We start from the raw sequence: 16,807 nt of genomic DNA, 5'->3' as shown, positions 1-16,807 counted from the left end.
TTAAGCTTTCATTTTATAGCCAACACCACGCAGTGTTTCGATCTCTAACCCCGGTAGTTTTTGGCGCAACTGTAAAACGTGAGTATCGACCGTGCGCGTGGTTGGAAAATGGTTATAACCCCAAACATGATCTAACAATTCGTCACGAGTAAACACTCGTCCTAAATTACTGGCTAAAAATAGCAACAGATCAAATTCGGTACGCGTCAAAGTAATCAATTCACCATTAAATAGGACCTCGCGAGTCGCCTTATCAATCATTAAGTTGGCGGTCACCACTTTGCTATCATCTTGCCCATTATCTGGTGAACGCAATTGGGCTCGAATACGTGCAAATAATTCGGCTTCTGCAAAAGGCTTAGTGAGATAGTCATTCGCTCCAGCATCAAGCCCGGTTACTTTATCTTTCACTGTCACTAAAGCCGTCAGTAGAATGACGGGAATGTCTTTGATTTTTTTCCAATCCCGTAAATGTTGAACTGAATCACCATCCGGTAATTGGCGATCAAGGATCACCAGATCGGCTTTGTTCCAATGCGGTTTCACATCGGCGATGGTTTCTGCGTGTAAACAGTCATAACCGGCTTGCTCTAAACTAACCAATAGACCATCTGCGAGGTTTTTATCATCTTCAACGAGAAGCAGTGTCTGTTTCACAAGGTATCTCCAAAATAAAGGTAGTCGGCGGACCTTCGAGTGACATTTTGCCCCCCATCCGTTCCACCATTGATTCGACAATCGTCAAACCGAGTCCTAAGCCGCTTTTACTGACAAACGGTTTGCGCAAATGACGCCAATCCCGGTGCGTTAGCGAGCCTTGATCAGTCACTTTAAAGGTGACTGAATGAGTTTGAGTGATGACTTCTAAAGTCACAGGTGCTACGCCATATTTGACCGCATTACGCAGTAAATTATCCATACATGCACCGAGCCAATACACATTGAGTTTAGCTGCAACATCTTGATTAATCTTTAAAGTAACGCTGCCGCTAAATTCTTCCTCAACTTTATACTGCAACCATTCCTCAACCGAAGGAACCCAATCTGAAGCTAAAGGTTGACTGTCGGACTGCAAATAGTCTTTGCTGGCTTCAGCCAGTTGGCGTAATCGTCGGGTGTCTTCACATAAGCGGCGAAACTCATCGTACAGAGACTCTGGTAACTGCTCAAATTCACGACGAAATCCTTCCACGGTCAGCGATAAACTCGCGATCGGGGTACGTAATTCATGAGTTAAAATCTGTAAAATCAGCATACGGCTGCGCATTTCTTGCCGTTTGTAATTCCAGCGATAAATTGACCAGCCAAGCACCAACAAAATATTGGCCAGCACCAAAATAATCATACTGGTACGCAGTAGCACTGAATGATCTTCGACATCCCAGCATAAATTGCCGCGCTGAATAAAACAGGTATTTTCCGCCGAGATCAGGCTATAGCTTAATCCGGCTTTATTGGTATTACTTAACCAAGTCTCCTCATTAAATAAGTAATAAATATCGCCTTTTCGCAACCATAATTGATCACCAACACCAAACATTGATGCGCCGCTAATCAAAGCATTGATCGAGTCTTCACTCATATTTTGTAAATGATACAGCAAGCTCCCCTCTACCGCTTTGGGGCGCTCTTGAATATGCATATAAGGCTGTAGTTTATCAAATTGAGCCGGGTATTTTTCAGCATAACGAACGGCATAGCTCCCCCCTCCAGGATGAATAAGGCCACTGCGTGCAAACCAACGAGGAGAAAGACTGGAGCCTTTACATAACGAACGAGTAAAAACTAAAGGCTCAGTGATCAGTGGACTGAGCGGCAACTTTCCGGTGCAATTTTGTGCTAATTTGTACAGTTGCTGAATATCTTTCAGTGGATACTCAGAGGTCTGCGGTAACATACTATCGGGCGTCAACAAGCGAGTGGGAAAATCCGTTTGAATCGAACGAATATCATAAGATGTGATGGCCGCATGATAATCAAACAGCGACACAAAAAGATCGATGCGCTCAGGGAGCGAATCGGCATAAACGGTGCTGGGTAAAATGGCTAAGTGTAAACTTGCCAATGTAACAATAAACGCTTTTATCAAGGGATAATGCTGTTTGACTTGGTATGCAAAAACTATAACGCATTATCGGATAAAGCGATATTAGAGTGTTATATTGATGTCAATAATGATCAACACAAAGACAAAGAAGCCAGCATAATGCTGGCTTCTCGATTCGATGGTGTGTGTGAAACTTATAGTGCCTTAGCTATTGCGTCGACACTCTCTTTCGCATCACCAAACAACATCATGGTGTTCTCTTTAAAGAACAGTGGATTTTGCACCCCAGCATAGCCGGTATTCATCGAACGTTTGAACACGATGACATTTTTCGCATTCCACACTTCCAATACTGGCATACCGGCAATCGGGCTGTTTGGATCCTCGAGTGCCGCTGGGTTAACCGTATCATTGGCACCGATCACCAATACGGTATCGGTGGCTGGGAAATCATCGTTGATTTCATCCATTTCCAATACGATGTCGTACGGTACTTTAGCTTCCGCTAACAGTACGTTCATATGACCAGGTAAGCGGCCGGCAACCGGATGGATGCCAAAACGAACTGTGATGCCTTGTGCACGCAGCTTTTCAGTGATTTCGTAAACTGGATATTGTGCTTGCGCAACCGCCATGCCATATCCAGGAGTAATGATCACCGATTTGGAGTTTTTCAACATGTCTGCGACTTCTTCCGCACTGGTTTCACGATGTTCACCTTGCTCTTCATCACTGCTGATCACCACTTCTTGGCCAAAGCCGCCCGCAATCACGCTGATGAAAGAGCGGTTCATCGCTTTACACATAATGTAAGACAAAATCGCACCAGAAGAACCAACCAGCGCACCCGTCACAATCAACAGATCGTTGGCCAGCATAAAACCAGCGGCTGCCGCTGCCCATCCTGAATAGGAGTTAAGCATGGAAACCACTACTGGCATATCCGCCCCACCAATTGAGGCCACTAAATGATAACCGAACGCAAAGGCGATTAACGTCATCACCAGTAGTGCCATAATGCTGCCATCGACATTGACAAAGTGCACCAGCAGCAGAGCAGAGATCACTAATGCAGCCAAATTCAATTTATGTTTGTGTGGCAGGTTCAATGGGGTGGATTTAATGATGCCACGCAGTTTGCCAAACGCGACAATCGAACCAGTAAATGTCACCGCACCAATGAAGATCCCTAAAAAGACCTCGACCAAATGGATCACATGTTCGGCGTGAGTTGCCGCTTGTGGTGCATCGATATAGCTGTTAAAGCCCACCAATACTGCCGCCATACCCACAAAGCTGTGCAGTATCGCTACCAACTCAGGCATTTCGGTCATTTCAACTTTTTTAGCGTAGTGGATACCAATCCCACCACCGATCACCATCGCCAGTAATACCCAAGCAATACCTTGCGCACTAGGGCTAAAAATTGTCGCCAGTAAGGCAATTGCCATACCGGCAATACCATAATAGTTACCCATGCGCGCGGATTCTTGCTTAGACAGCCCCGCCAAACTCATGATGAAAAATAAAGCAGCAACAATGTACGCTGCTTGTACTAATCCTGCAGACATTATGTACTCCTTTAGTTTCTACGGAACATTTCAAGCATACGTTTAGTGACAGTAAAGCCACCAAAAATGTTAATGCTTGCAATTAAAATAGCGATAAAGGCTAACACGGTGACAATCCCACTGCCTTGCCCAATTTGTAGTAACGCACCAACCACAATAATACCGGAGATGGCGTTAGTGACTGACATCAAAGGTGTATGCAGTGCATGAGTAACGTTCCACACCACGTAGTAACCGACGACACACGCAAGGATAAATACGGTGAAATGGCCAAGAAAAGCCGCCGGTGCAACCGAGGCAACCCAGCCAAATAGACCGACACCCAGCGCAAAACCAGCCAGTTTTTTGATTGGTGAGGTTGGCTCAGGCTCTTTTTTCTGAGCTTCGACCGGTTGTTGTTTAACTTTTTGCTGAGGCTGAGCAGAAACTTGAATTGGCGGTGCTGGCCAAGTCACTTCACCTTGTTTAATCACCGTGACGCCACGCAACACCACATCGTCAAAATTAATCTCAATGTTGCCATCTTTTTCTTTGCACAGCAGTTTGAGCAGGTTAACTAAGTTGGTGGCATACAGTTGTGAAGATTGAGTTGGCAAGCGCCCAACCATGTCAGTGTAACCAATCACTTTGACGCCATTAGCGGTCGTGATCACCTGATCTTTCACGGTATATTCACAGTTACCACCGTTAGCAGCGGCCAAATCGACAATCACACTTCCCGCTTTCATACTGTCGACCATCGCTTTAGTGATCAGCGTTGGTGCTGGTTTACCTGGGATCAATGCGGTAGTGATAATAATATCGACGTCTTTCGCTTGAGCAGCATAAAGTTCAGCCGCTTTACGGTTAAACTCATCCGACATCTCTTTGGCATAGCCATCACCAGAGCCTGCGGTTTCTTGGAAATTGACTTCCAAAAATTCAGCGCCCATCGATTGTACTTGCTCTTTCACTTCAGGGCGCACGTCAAATGCACGAACAATCGCCCCTAGACTACCCGCCGCGCCAATCGCCGCTAAACCAGCCACACCTGCGCCAGCCACAAACACTTTCGCCGGTGGCACTTTACCAGCCGCCGTGATTTGACCAGTAAAGAAACGGCCAAACTCATGGGCTGCTTCAACAACCGCGCGATAGCCGGCAATATTGGCCATAGAAGACAACGCATCCAATGCTTGAGCGCGAGAAATACGCGGCACGGCGTCCATTGCGAGCACGTTGATATTTTTGCTCGCCAGCTTTTCCATTAACGCTGGATTTTGTGCCGGCCAAATAAAACTGATCAGCGTAGTGTTTGGTTTTAGAATGGCAATTTCTTCATCTAAAGGTGCATTAACTTTAAGGATCAATGGGCATGCCCACACCTCTTGCGTTGAAACGATCGTCGCTCCGGCGGCAGCATAAGCGGCATCATCAAAACTCGCCAAAACGCCAGCTTTTGATTCGATACAGACCTCAAATCCTAATTTTATTAGCTGCTCCACCGAGGATGGGGAGGCAGCCACTCGCGTTTCTCCGGCGAGTTGTTCTTTTGGTACACCAATTTGCATAGCGGTTCCTTGACTATTGGCACAATGATTAACTGTTTTTATCGGACGATGGCATGAACTGCAAGTTGTTTGTAATTCAATTACGAAGCTTGGTTACTTTTAATGCCAGGTTGCGGCTAATTGTGTGAACTCTGTTAGATAATTACAACGATTTTCACACACAGCAGAGGTCAAACCAGTGCTGTTGATATTACATAAAAACAGTAAGTTACATCGGCCAGAGCTGAAAAGCGATTGAGCATGGTCTGAACAACCTAAACTATTCATGACTTTTATCAACATGTAGGCTTATTAGGAAAAAATCTGACCGGACATTTGATCAATAAAAAGCTGTGCTTTCTTGAGCATTAGCTCTTCCGCATCCGCTTTGCTCGCCACCAGATCCGAACGAATAAAACGGTGGGTTTTTAATTCGCCCTGCAACTCTTGTGTGATACGACCCGCGACACGAAACTGACCATTTTCAGCCATCGGCTCTGGATAGATGAGAAACCCTTGGTACTCAATCGGCTCTATTTCGGGTAATTTAGCTTGTTTCGTTTTTCCAAAAATGCGCGCAAATAATCCCATTGGGTTGGGTTCCTTATTTTATTGACGGGGCTTAATGTTATTCACAATTGGAGCTTCAAACCACTCTAATTCGGCATCATCATCAAATCGCGCATGAGTGAAAATTACCGGTAGGTCATGATCGCGCTGCTGACGCCGATCATTAATTATCATGGATTGTGCCGCTTGAACAGCAATCTGAGCATACTCTTTAAGGATCACCAGCTTGGCTTCAGGTAATGTTGCGAGAAAATCGATATCATGACGAATATAAATTGGCCTAAGTTGACTTAAAGCCAAACAAGCCAAATCTGCCAATTGATCTGGCGAATAAACTTGCGAATATGTTGGCAATCCGAGCACTTGACCAACCAAGGTTTCCATATAGTTATGCACATCTTCACTCAATTGCATCATTATCTCCTACCCAAATACCTAAACGCTGCTCCGCTTACCACATCATTACTCATCGACATGCTACGGTAGGCTACCGGCGATCTATGCCGAAAAACACTCGCTACTGGAATGAATATAGCCGAGTTTAAGGGGCTTTTTCTTTAATCAAGTGCAAATTTCATAATGAAAAGAGCTGATTAGCACTGTATTCATCACTTAACTTGCCTAAAAAGCTTGGAAAATCATGAAATCAAAGTATCCTTGGTGACAGATTTTAATCGTAGAATTATTACTAATTCATTCTAGAACCTCAGGAATTCATGTCTTCTAGCTTTGTCACATCACCTTGGTTTCGTTTTGGTTTTCCGTTGTCGCTATTGGCTGTGGTATGGCTTTGCATCCATAATGTGGAAGTCGTGATAACGTCCAATCTGGGCATGACGATGAATCTCCCCTACATACTCTTCTTCGTATCGCTAATTGTGGCACATATTTTTAAGCAAAGTCGGATCGCGATGGTGGCTGTCACTATGCTGGTCGCCTACGCTTTGATTCAAATTCGTTTGCAAACGCCGTTAACTAATAGCGCAACTATGCTTGAATTGATCATGTTAAGCCTGCTTCTACCCGTGGCTTGTTTCTTACCTTATGCCTACAAAAATTCGGGATTACTCAGTCACTCTTTTGCTAGTTATTTATTGATTTTATTGCTTTTTATCTTTTGGGCTTGGCTAACTCAGTCACACCTTATCGAAAAAAATCATCTGAATTTGACCGAAAATATCTTCTTTGTGGTACCGCAAATTTCCCGTTTACCGCTGATTATGGTCGGGTACTTGGTTGCTTTAGCCGGTATTGCCGCAATTTCAGTACTCACGCGTAATCAATTACTGGATGCGGTGGTTTATAGCGCCATTCTGTTAGCCATGAATGCATTTGTACTATTTCATGTGGCTTACATTTCTACCACCATGTTTTCTCTGGCGGGTTTGCTGTTGCTGATTTACCTGATCTCGGCTGGACATGAAATGGCTTTCATCGATCCACTGACCCAGATCCCAGGCCGACAAGCATTAGATCAAGATCTTAAGCACATGGGAAGAAAATTTACCGTCGCTATGCTTGATGTCGATCACTTCAAAAAATTTAATGACACCTACGGTCATGATACGGGCGATGATGTGTTAAAGCTGGTTGCGGCACGTTTACGTCTGATAGGTGGTAAAGCTCGGGTGTATCGCTACGGTGGCGAAGAATTTTCGATCATTTACAAGGGGAAATTGGCTAAAGAGGTGCAGCCTTTTATTGAAGCGTTACGCCAAGATATTGAATCCTATGAGCTAGTGATCCGTAATCCAAGCAAACGACCGAAAAACAATGCTGATGGGGCTAAACAGCGTTCCCGCAAAACAAACAGTGACATTGTCACGATAACTGCCAGTATTGGAGTTTGTGACTCAGAAAAACATCGTGACCCCAATGAAGCCCTCAAAGCAGCCGATGGCGCACTCTATAATGCCAAGCAAGCCGGTCGTAACTGCGTAAAATTAGCACGCTAATGATTAACCAGTTGATGAATATACCCTAGTACATCATCCAATACCTTAAGTGTTTGATTTAAAAAAACAAAAAAGAGCGTACTCGCTATTTCTGGCGTTTATCGTCAAACGAATCCAGCTAAGACAAAATAGCTGTAAATAAGCAGTAACAAAAACAGTATGGGTTTAATAGATAAACGGCTAAGGAACGAATAGATAGGTGATAGGGACTTGGAGCGGGCAGCGGGAATCGAACCCGCATCATCAGCTTGGAAGGCTGAGGTAATAGCCATTATACGATGCCCGCGCATCGAAGAGACGCCGCTACTATGCCACACTCTTCGAAAAAGAAAACCCCTTTTTAATCATTCGCATACTGTTTGCTTATCTCTTGAGCAAAACCATCTGCATTTCACTCTCTGCGGGCTGAGCTTGACGCAGTGAGCCGTGTTTTTTCAATCGTAAGCCTTTTGGTTAAACCGCACTGTATCCGCGAGATGTCCGTCCACCGTGATAAAGATCTCTCCCTAATCACATTATTAAGGAGAGATACTGTAGATTGAAGCTAGCCTTTTTGATCACAAGTGATCTGTTTTTTACGCTCACGCAGTAAAGAGGCAATTACCGCGACCGTCATGGTGATCAGCAATACGCATAAAGAAACCGGGGTAGGAATTGCCCACTCTGATCCGACTAACATCATTTTGATCCCGATAAATACCATGATGAAAGCCAAGGCTGGTTTCAGGTAGAAGAACTTATCCATCATGCCTTGTAGTACAAAATAGAGTGAACGCAATCCGAGCAAAGCAAAGACGTTGGCCGCCAACACTAAGAACGGCTCTTGGGTGACCGCAAAAATTGCCGGAATTGAATCAAGTGCAAACATCACATCCATAAAAGCAATCACGCCAATCACGATAAACATCGGCGTAACCCACCACTTGCCTTGCTGCTTGGTAAACAGTGCATTACCTTGATAATGGTCAGTGACTTTAAACCAGCGGCGGATCAATCGCTCGGGCAATGGATTGATGGTTTCTTCACCTTTATCACGTGCAAGCTGGATCCCAGTCCAAATCAAGAACAGTGCAAACACATATAAGACCCAATGATATTGGCTAAGTAACTGAGCTCCAACCGCAATCATAATCGCACGTAGCACCAAAGCACCAACTACCCCCCATAGTAAAGCTCGAGGGCGTAAATGGTCAGGTACCGCATATTGATGGAAAATAATCGCAAACACGAACAAGTTATCGACACTCAATGATTTTTCAAGCAGATAACCGGTAATAAAGGAGATAGTGGCTTTTTGCGCACTATAAGTGCTAGTTGGGGCATACCATTGCCAGCCATAATAAATGGTGGCGGCAAACACAAAAGCTAACAGAAACCAAAATAAGCTCCAGATAGCGGCTTTTTTGATAGTGACATTACCACCGCGCGTTTGCCAAATATCAACGACGACCAGCGCTAAGGTTAGTAGGCCAAAGCCCAGATAAGTGATTGGGGACATGCTAACTCCATGTTGGAAGATTTCGCTCAATTATTGAGTGTCGAAACCTTCCGCATACTAATAATCACCGCATTTAGTGCGGCATTGAATGCGTTGGTCTCGTCGAAGTATTGAACTCGGATTCAGCACTTATATTTGCCGGTTGAATTCATTCCAACGTGATGACGACAAATAAACCTTAGGCGACTACTCCCCAAAACTCAATCATTCTATGCCTCTGCTCAGAAACTGTCTAGATCCATAAAAAAGAGCCTCATTTGAGGCTCTTTTAGCAAATAACCATGGAGCATCCCCAGCCCAACATGTGAACAATTTCAGTCTATCTATTCCAGTAGATAAGTAGATGTATACAGTGGCTAAACGCCAGCAAAAGGCAACAAATAAACCAATGCTGACCATATCCCTACCCAAACCATCATCATTAATGCGTCAAACCAATCTTTACTGAACATATTCCCTCCGTTTTGCCCATCAGAGGTGAGCGGCAACTCGCTGTAACGAAGCAAACAATATGCCAACTTGATTATTATTGCAGGGGACATTCATAGATAGTATTGGTATCCAGTGATAAGAGTGTTGGGCAGTCGGTTAATAGTTCGATAAATGCATCAGCCATGGAAATTTGCGTCACTATTCCCTCGCCTTCCATCGCCAGCAAAGCATCGTAGCCTTCTTTGCCTTTCATGGTATAAGCCGATGATGTCCCCCAGTACATAAGATTAAAATCAATCGGTTGCCACTTGTCTGCTTGCTGGATTTGTAGTTTGGTGATCCGCTCACCGAGTGGGTTATCCGCAATATATTGGAAACGTAATCGATCACAATAAGGGTAACTTCCTGAACCGGTACCGACCACACCATTACTTAAAGCGTTATTGATCGCCCCTTCTAATACTTGAGCAATCACCCGTCCACTCACTTGGTAAACGCCAATTGGTACGGCAAAAGGCAACAGTTTTCCGGCCACATCGGCCACAGAAATGGCCCCCGGTAAAATCGAATTTCGTACCCCTCCGGCGTTATGGATCGCAAACTGAACATCTAAACCACGTTTATTTAAAGCGTGGGCAAATGCTTTGGCGACCAAGGGTGCAATCTGGCTTCCTCCTTGTGCATCTGGGATGCGAATATGGCGTAAACCATGATCCGCGTGGGCAATAATTTGTTGTTGGAGTTGGCGCACTTTAGCAACATATTTGTCCTGCAGCAGCGCTTGCAACGTAAGATCTTTTTTACACACCACCACATTCGGGTGATTATCAACCTGATCACGTGCTTGACGATAGTTCTCATCTAACTGCACTTGGCTCATGCTGGCATCGACAAACATGCGGCGACCAAGCAACAGCTCATTGCGCCCAGTGAATCGGGTTACTTGCCCATCCGCAGCAAAATCAATCTGGCAATGACCGAGCATCAGCGCATAAAATCCCGCTTGCACAATGTAAGTTTGATTGACCCGTCGCCCGTAGTGATCTTGGCTAGCAATGCCTAAGGCTGAAAAATCGCCCTGTAATACATGGCTGTGCCCTCCGACAATCACACTGATCCCGTCCACTTGTTCAGCCAACGCGATATCACCGTCATAACCTAAATGGCTAAGCAGAATGATTTTATTGATCCCTTGCTGATGGATAGCCGCAACCGTTGCTTTGGCGGTAGCAAGCGCATTGACAAACGGCGTATCTGGATCTGGGTTAGCAATGTCGGCCATTTTATCGATCGAAAGACCAAAAATAGCGATGTTTTCACCATTGACGCTCTTTTCGATCCAACGAGCATGGCCCTGCTGCGCATCATAGCTGTATATCTTGGGGTTGTTTGCCAAGCTCGGTGCTTTGTTGGCCCGCTCTTGTGATAAATCCCAATTCCCGGCCAATAGAGGAAATTGAATTTGCTGAGCAAATTCTGCGACTGGCTGGTTACCTAAATCCAATTCATGGTTACCAACCACCATCGCATCCAGATTAAGGGCATTGAGCATGTCCGCATTGGCCTGACCTTTGAACAGCGAAAAATACAAGGTCCCTTGAAAACAATCACCAGCATGCAAAAATAAGAATCCACGCTGCATACGCTGCGCATCATCACGCAACTGGGCAACACGGGTGGCAATGCGTGCAAATCCGCCTGCACTGACAAAAGGTTTTAAAATTTCGGTTTGATGCTCAAGCGTCAGTTGTAATGAAGTCGGCTCAAAGTAGGAGTGGGTGTCATTAATATGTGCCAACGTGATCGAAGCTGGCTGATGGCTTATTCTGATAGGCATACGTGTTCTCTGTTATTCACTCTAATCCTAGCTTGCTGATCATGACAGAATCGTGACTTTTATGAAACCTTCTTGAAACTTTAGTGAAGCTTGTTTATTGGCATCACATTTTTAATCTGGCATAGCAGGGTAAAGTTCCTCTGCAAAATGTGACCTTTAACGGGAAATCATCCAGTTAACATCCTGCTTAGATTGAATTTTTCCTTTATTCTTAAATTATAGAGTCAAAAAATTATCCGCTGTTGTTGCTGAGGTAACAATCTTGCTGAGGTAGCAAAGGAGCCACCTATGCATTTAGAACGCATTGAAATTGCAGGTTTCCGTGGCATTCGCCGACTATCATTGACTTTTGATCAAGTGACGACGTTGATTGGTGAAAATACTTGGGGTAAATCATCCTTACTCGATGCCTTATCGGTGGCATTGCCAACCGATGGTACCTTATATCAATTCACCCTAGCCGATTTTCATGTTGATTATTCAGTTGCCGATCCTCAGACTCAACATCTACAGATCATTTTGATATTTAATGCGCTGGATAATCATGAGCCCCAAGCCGGACGCTATCGTAAACTCAAGCCACTTTGGCAAACCAATCAACAAGGTATTCCGCAAATTATCTATCGGATCTCCGCCTCTCGCGTCCAATATCAGATCACAACCCAATACGCATTTCTCGACTTAGCCGGCAATGTGCTCGCGCTGCATCACTCGGAACAACTTGCGCAAGAATTGATGAGTTTACATCCGGTGATCCGCTTAAAAGATTCACGTCGCTTTGAACGCGGCATTCAATCCAGTAATGGCAGCAATGCGCGAGTAGAAAAACGGCTGAGCAATACTTGGCGGAGGCTGATGGCCAGTCCTGGGCACGTTAATAAAGGGGAAATTCACAGCAGTCTGAATGCGATGAATTCTTTGATTGAGCACTATTTTTCTTTTAAAAGTCAAACACGCAAAAATCCACGTCGTGAGCGAGATAGCCTGTTCTACACTCATTTATCAAGCGAGAAAAATTTAAGCCAAATCATCAATCAAACTCAAAATAAGCCGACCAAATTGTTATTGCTTGGTTTGCTCAATGCTTATCTGCAAGGTAAAGGGCCAAAAGAGCTGCGCCGCTGCGCTCGACCAATCTTAATTATTGAAGACCCAGAGGGTCGCTTACACCCGACTCACCTTGCTCGGGCGTGGAATTTTTTTGATTTACTGCCGATGCAGAAAATTCTCACCACCAACAGTAGTGATTTGCTCGCGGCGGTGCCGTTGCATTCGATCCGTCGTTTGGTCAGAAAGTCTGATTGCACCATCGCCACCCGAGTTTCACAGCGCAGTTTAAGTCGCGATGAATTACGCCGGATTGGTTTTCATATTCGCTTCCACCGCTCAGGCGCTCTTTTTGCACGCTGTTGGTTATTGGTGGAGGGTGAAACTGAGGTTTGGCTATTCCATGAATTAGCCCGCCAGTGTGGCTACAACTTAGCCGCTGAAGGGGTACAAATTATCGAGTTTGCTCAATCAGGACTGAAATCTTTAATTAAAGTGGCGCGTGCCTTTGGAATTGATTGGCATGTGGTCAGTGATGGCGACCCAGCCGGTAAAAAATACTCCGCCACCGTAAGGGGGTTGCTCAAGCATGATCAAGAGCGACACCGATTAACGGAGTTGCCCGATCGAGACATTGAGCACTTTCTCTATGCGCATGGCTTTGAAGCATTCTTTAAGCAGTTGGCCAAGATCCCGCCTGATCATTTAATGCCGGCCAAAAAAGTAGTGTCTAAAGTTTTGAAAAAACATGCTAAACCGGATTTAGCCTTAGCCATCACCTCACATTGTGAAAGCAATGGCATTGAGTCTGTTCCGCTACTGCTACGCTGGATACTTAAGCGAGTGATTACCATGGCAAACGGTAATACTTAACCACGCATCAGCCAGTTAACCATCACACCATGAAAATAATCCCCCTTACGCTCGCTTGGGGGATGGTTACCTAACAGGTTGGTGGATTCACCATCACTAAGTTTATTGATGACTAAGCGGAGTTCATTATTAAACTAATCAATGAGTAAATGTGTTGCAGCGCAATTATTTTTGCACCCCTTCCACGTGCAGCTCTAATTCAACATAGCTAGAAGCACCCATAACTTGAATACCAAAATCCTGTAGCTCAAGACGGGTCGTCCCAACAAAACCAGCACGTTGTCCACCCCATGGATCTTGTCCTGCACCAATAAATTGTGCCTCGATCTGGATCGGTTTGGTTTGACCATGCAAGGTTAAATTACCGTTGATCTCAAGTTGACCATTACCTTTATCAACCACTTGGCTGCTGTTAAAAGTAGCGGTTGAATATTTAGCCGCATCAATAAAATCCGCGCTGCGGATATGTTTATCACGCTCTGCATGGTTGGAGTCTAAACTGCGAGTATCCACATTAACCTTCACACTTGCTGCACTAATATTGGCTGGATCATAACTAAACTCACCATCAAAGGTATTAAATCGGCCTTGGATATAGCTATAGCCTAAGTGGCTGACTTTAAAGTTGATCGAAGCATGTGCACCTTTAGTGTCAATCACATAGTCTGCGGCATTCACTGCCAATGGGGTCGATAACATGGCGGTAACGGCCATCGCTATAAGGCTATTTTTCATTTTGATACTCCTGTCAGCATTTTACGTAATGTGTTGTCGCGGTTAATAAAGTGATGTTTGAGTGCCGCCGCGGCGTGCAACACCGCCATGATGATTAAGCCCCAAGCAGTGTACAAATGGACGATACCAGCTCGATCTGCTTGATGTTCAAATAACGCCCCAGCACCTGGGACAGTAAACCAATCAAAAACGTTAATCCCGCGTCCATCTTCCGTGGCAATAAGATAACCAGATACAAACAACACTAAGAGTCCGATATACATCAAATGGTGAGCACTTTTTGCTGCGATTTTTTGCCACTGCGCGCCATCAATTTGCGGAGAAGCCGTCACACTCTTCCATAACACTCGTAGCAATGTTAATCCAACCAGTAACACACCGACTGATTTATGCCATTGCGGTGCGATGTGATACCACGTACTGTAATAAGAGAGATCCATCATCCACGTCCCTAACGCAAACAGAGCGATCACCAGCAAAGCAGAGATCCAATGCAGACTACGGGCGATAAGGTTATAGTGTGGAACAGTTAACTGATTCATTGCATGCTGGCTCTTATAAAATTCTAGTGATCAACGAGGATTGTTGCCGCTTGGTATTGATCAAGAGTATTGACCAGATCTTGCCTAGTGCCTAGCCAAGCTAACCGAAGAACTCCATCAAATTTTTAGAACAAGTGATGACACCGATCCCGATCATCCTGCTATTCACAATCTTATGCGAAATTGACGACATTCCTTTTCCATTTTCAACTCAGAAAAGCGCCAGAGATCAAGAACTCACGGTTTACCACTAGTGACAAAATGTAACTGTGCTAATCTTGCTTGGTTTTTGTTAGGGAGAACAACATCTTGCTATTGGATATCGTGACGCAAAGTATCAGTGAATTTCAGGTCGATTGCCTTCGGCTTTGTGAGAAGCATTATCCGACCATCCATAATCAAGGGATGAGTGAACATCACTTAGGCTTGGCTTTTGCGAGACGATTGGCGCGCACATTAAGTGAATTTGGTCATGCTTGCGAATACGCGGCATTGGAATCGACCTACCAACGGGATCTTCCTCACCATTTCCGGGTGTCCAGCGACGTCGGTACGGTATGGATCCTCACTCATCACCTAATGAGCGCCGGCAAAGCGTGCCGAACTAAGTTGATGCGCGATATTGGTCAATGGCAGCAAGAGTATGCCTACGCTACTCAACCCAATGATTTATTACTGTTACTCAATGATCACTGGATGGGACGCAGCCAAAAAAGCCGCGAATTACTGCACTGGTGGACTGGCCAATTGCCCGATGAAATGGAGGAATATCATGCCCAAGGTATTGCATTACAGGAAAGTGATGCCCAATTAACCCAAACCTTGGAACACTACTACCAGATCACGCCTTGCTACATAAAGTTTGGTCATCCACTTAAACGCTCTAAAAATCAACAACGGGTACGTAAGTATGTACAACTTTATGCGGTGTTACAGTGGGTTTAATCATTCGCGATGGCATAACTAAGTTTATGCAAAGGTGATGTGAGTCGAATTTTTTAAAACCGTTTGCATACAATACATTAGAGTCGTTATTTAGCACAAAAATGATAATAATCAATACCGAACTCAATACATAGCGTTAGTATGCGTGTTATCTCTATGTATTTAAAGATATTATAAAAACAACGCACTGTTTAATTACAACTTGGCTAGGTACTTTACCACTCACATCAACAACTCAGTCTCATACTATTGGATGATGCGCAGATTGACACATTCGATATTTGGTTAATAACATGCCAATGATAAAGGTATGAGTACAGGGAAGTGTTACGCTGTTTTTGGCTAAGGATACTGAATTGTTATGGTTCTAACTGATAAACGACTCGTTCTCGATAGCATCTATTACGATGAAGATGGCGAGTATTATCCAAGATACAACGGCTTAACACTACGCAGTGTTTTTCAACCTATTTTTGATAAACAGCATCAGGTGGTTGGTGCAGAAGCATTGGTGCGGATTTATACTCAGCAACGGACTCAAATACGGCCGGATCTGTTTTTCCATTCAGATGCCTTCGCGGTCGAAGATAAGCTAAATGTCGAACGACTTAGCCGAGCGATCCACATTCGCAATTTTAACCTTTCGGCCTACCGAGATACTCGTTTGTTTCTCAATCTATTACCGATCGCGGGTGAACAATTTGCCGACGGCAATATTAGTACCAGCCAACTAGCGATCCAACTGGCTAAATTGAACATCCCACATCAACGGGTAGTGATGGAATTACTTGAAGTCGAATCGAGTGATGAACAACGGTTACAGATTGCCACTGCACAATTGGCGGCGAGTGGTTTTCAAATTGCGATTGATGATTTTGGTTGCCGAGCCTCCACCCCAGCACGAGTGGCGATGTTGCGACCCAATATTATCAAATTAGACCGCCAACTGCTGTTAGATTACATGGTCGGCAATTGCACTGGATTACTGACCGGCCTGCAATTAGCCCGCAGTTCTGGTGCCGATACCGTGGTTGAAGGCATAGAAACGGCAGAACAATTAGCAGCAATGCGCAAACTGAATATTCATATGTATCAAGGTTACTATCTTGGTTTACCAGAAGGGATCGCTCAAGCAGCACAAGTGGCCAATACCAATTAGCATTGAGCACGTTTTTGTCTTATCAAGCCAAGCGGATGTTGAATATCTGCTTGGCTTGTGTGTATAA

General features: G+C 44.6%; 14 protein-coding genes and 1 tRNA gene. 4 read left to right on the top strand and 11 right to left on the bottom strand.

Features of this window, described 5'->3' with window-relative positions; all coding sequences use genetic code 11:
- From vxrB to OOK74_RS12035, 6 genes are all read right to left on the bottom strand, one after another.
- The gene (gene vxrB / locus OOK74_RS12060) at positions 1-657 is read right to left on the bottom strand and encodes a response regulator transcription factor VxrB (protein ID WP_166015450.1); all 657 of its coding nucleotides are present in this window, start codon (positions 655-657) and stop codon (positions 1-3) included.
- Positions 632-2,089, bottom strand: coding sequence for a sensor histidine kinase VxrA (gene vxrA, locus OOK74_RS12055; RefSeq protein ID WP_319946307.1), 1,458 nt, complete (start codon positions 2,087-2,089; stop codon positions 632-634). The genes vxrB and vxrA overlap by 26 nt, the downstream gene beginning before the upstream one ends.
- A gap of 152 nt (positions 2,090-2,241) precedes the next feature.
- On the bottom strand, positions 2,242-3,618 hold the full coding sequence (gene pntB, locus OOK74_RS12050; RefSeq protein WP_166015449.1) for a Re/Si-specific NAD(P)(+) transhydrogenase subunit beta: 1,377 nt from the start codon (positions 3,616-3,618) through the stop codon (positions 2,242-2,244).
- A gap of 11 nt (positions 3,619-3,629) precedes the next feature.
- Positions 3,630-5,168 carry a Re/Si-specific NAD(P)(+) transhydrogenase subunit alpha gene (locus OOK74_RS12045; protein ID WP_278183460.1) on the bottom strand — a complete coding sequence of 513 codons (1,539 nt, stop codon included), beginning with the start codon at positions 5,166-5,168 and terminating at the stop codon, positions 3,630-3,632.
- Positions 5,169-5,459: 291 nt separating this feature from the next.
- A complete protein-coding gene (locus OOK74_RS12040) occupies positions 5,460-5,738 on the bottom strand; it encodes an HlyU family transcriptional regulator (protein WP_274722998.1) in 279 nt (92 codons plus the stop codon).
- 18 nt (positions 5,739-5,756) lie between these two features.
- Positions 5,757-6,131 carry a late competence development ComFB family protein gene (locus OOK74_RS12035; RefSeq protein ID WP_274722999.1) on the bottom strand — a complete coding sequence of 125 codons (375 nt, stop codon included), beginning with the start codon at positions 6,129-6,131 and terminating at the stop codon, positions 5,757-5,759.
- 302 nt (positions 6,132-6,433) lie between these two features.
- Between OOK74_RS12035 and OOK74_RS12030 the strand changes: the two genes are divergently transcribed.
- Positions 6,434-7,672: a GGDEF domain-containing protein gene (locus OOK74_RS12030; protein ID WP_274723000.1), complete on the top strand. Its 1,239-nt coding sequence runs from the start codon at positions 6,434-6,436 to the stop codon at positions 7,670-7,672.
- A gap of 211 nt (positions 7,673-7,883) precedes the next feature.
- Here OOK74_RS12030 and OOK74_RS12025 read toward each other — a convergent pair.
- The 3 genes from OOK74_RS12025 to OOK74_RS12015 all read right to left on the bottom strand — a co-directional run bounded on the left by OOK74_RS12025 (position 7,884) and on the right by OOK74_RS12015 (position 11,439).
- A tRNA-Gly gene (locus OOK74_RS12025) sits at positions 7,884-7,958 on the bottom strand.
- A 258-nt stretch (positions 7,959-8,216) separates the two neighbouring features.
- A complete protein-coding gene (locus tag OOK74_RS12020) occupies positions 8,217-9,170 on the bottom strand; it encodes a TerC/Alx family metal homeostasis membrane protein (protein ID WP_274723001.1) in 954 nt (317 codons plus the stop codon).
- A gap of 526 nt (positions 9,171-9,696) precedes the next feature.
- The gene (locus OOK74_RS12015; protein WP_278183459.1) at positions 9,697-11,439 is read right to left on the bottom strand and encodes a bifunctional metallophosphatase/5'-nucleotidase; all 1,743 of its coding nucleotides are present in this window, start codon (positions 11,437-11,439) and stop codon (positions 9,697-9,699) included.
- A 288-nt stretch (positions 11,440-11,727) separates the two neighbouring features.
- Here OOK74_RS12015 and OOK74_RS12010 point away from each other — a divergent pair, with 288 nt between their 5' ends.
- The gene (locus OOK74_RS12010) at positions 11,728-13,359 is read left to right on the top strand and encodes an ATP-dependent endonuclease (RefSeq protein WP_274723003.1); all 1,632 of its coding nucleotides are present in this window, start codon (positions 11,728-11,730) and stop codon (positions 13,357-13,359) included.
- Between the two features lie 165 nt (positions 13,360-13,524).
- On the opposite strand, the gene OOK74_RS12005 is transcribed toward OOK74_RS12010, so the two are convergent.
- Together OOK74_RS12005 and OOK74_RS12000 are read right to left on the bottom strand one after the other, a co-directional pair.
- On the bottom strand, positions 13,525-14,094 hold the full coding sequence (locus OOK74_RS12005; protein ID WP_274723004.1) for a YceI family protein: 570 nt from the start codon (positions 14,092-14,094) through the stop codon (positions 13,525-13,527).
- Positions 14,091-14,636, bottom strand: a complete 546-nt coding sequence (locus OOK74_RS12000; protein ID WP_278183458.1) for a cytochrome b — start codon at positions 14,634-14,636, stop codon at positions 14,091-14,093. Before OOK74_RS12000 ends, OOK74_RS12005 begins: the two co-directional genes overlap by 4 nt.
- A 309-nt stretch (positions 14,637-14,945) precedes the next feature.
- Here OOK74_RS12000 and OOK74_RS11995 point away from each other — a divergent pair, with 309 nt between their 5' ends.
- Together OOK74_RS11995 and OOK74_RS11990 are read left to right on the top strand one after the other, a co-directional pair.
- Positions 14,946-15,581 (top strand): hypothetical protein, encoded by a 636-nt coding sequence (locus OOK74_RS11995; RefSeq protein WP_274723006.1) that lies wholly within the window; start codon positions 14,946-14,948, stop codon positions 15,579-15,581.
- Between the two features lie 361 nt (positions 15,582-15,942).
- The gene (locus OOK74_RS11990; protein ID WP_278183457.1) at positions 15,943-16,740 is read left to right on the top strand and encodes an EAL domain-containing protein; all 798 of its coding nucleotides are present in this window, start codon (positions 15,943-15,945) and stop codon (positions 16,738-16,740) included.
- Positions 16,741-16,807 lie beyond the last annotated feature (67 nt).

This window comes from Vibrio misgurnus (genome assembly GCF_029635775.1).
GTDB classification, from domain to species: Bacteria; Pseudomonadota; Gammaproteobacteria; order Enterobacterales; family Vibrionaceae; genus Vibrio; species Vibrio chanodichtyis.
This window is presented reverse-complemented; position numbering and strand designations above follow the sequence as displayed.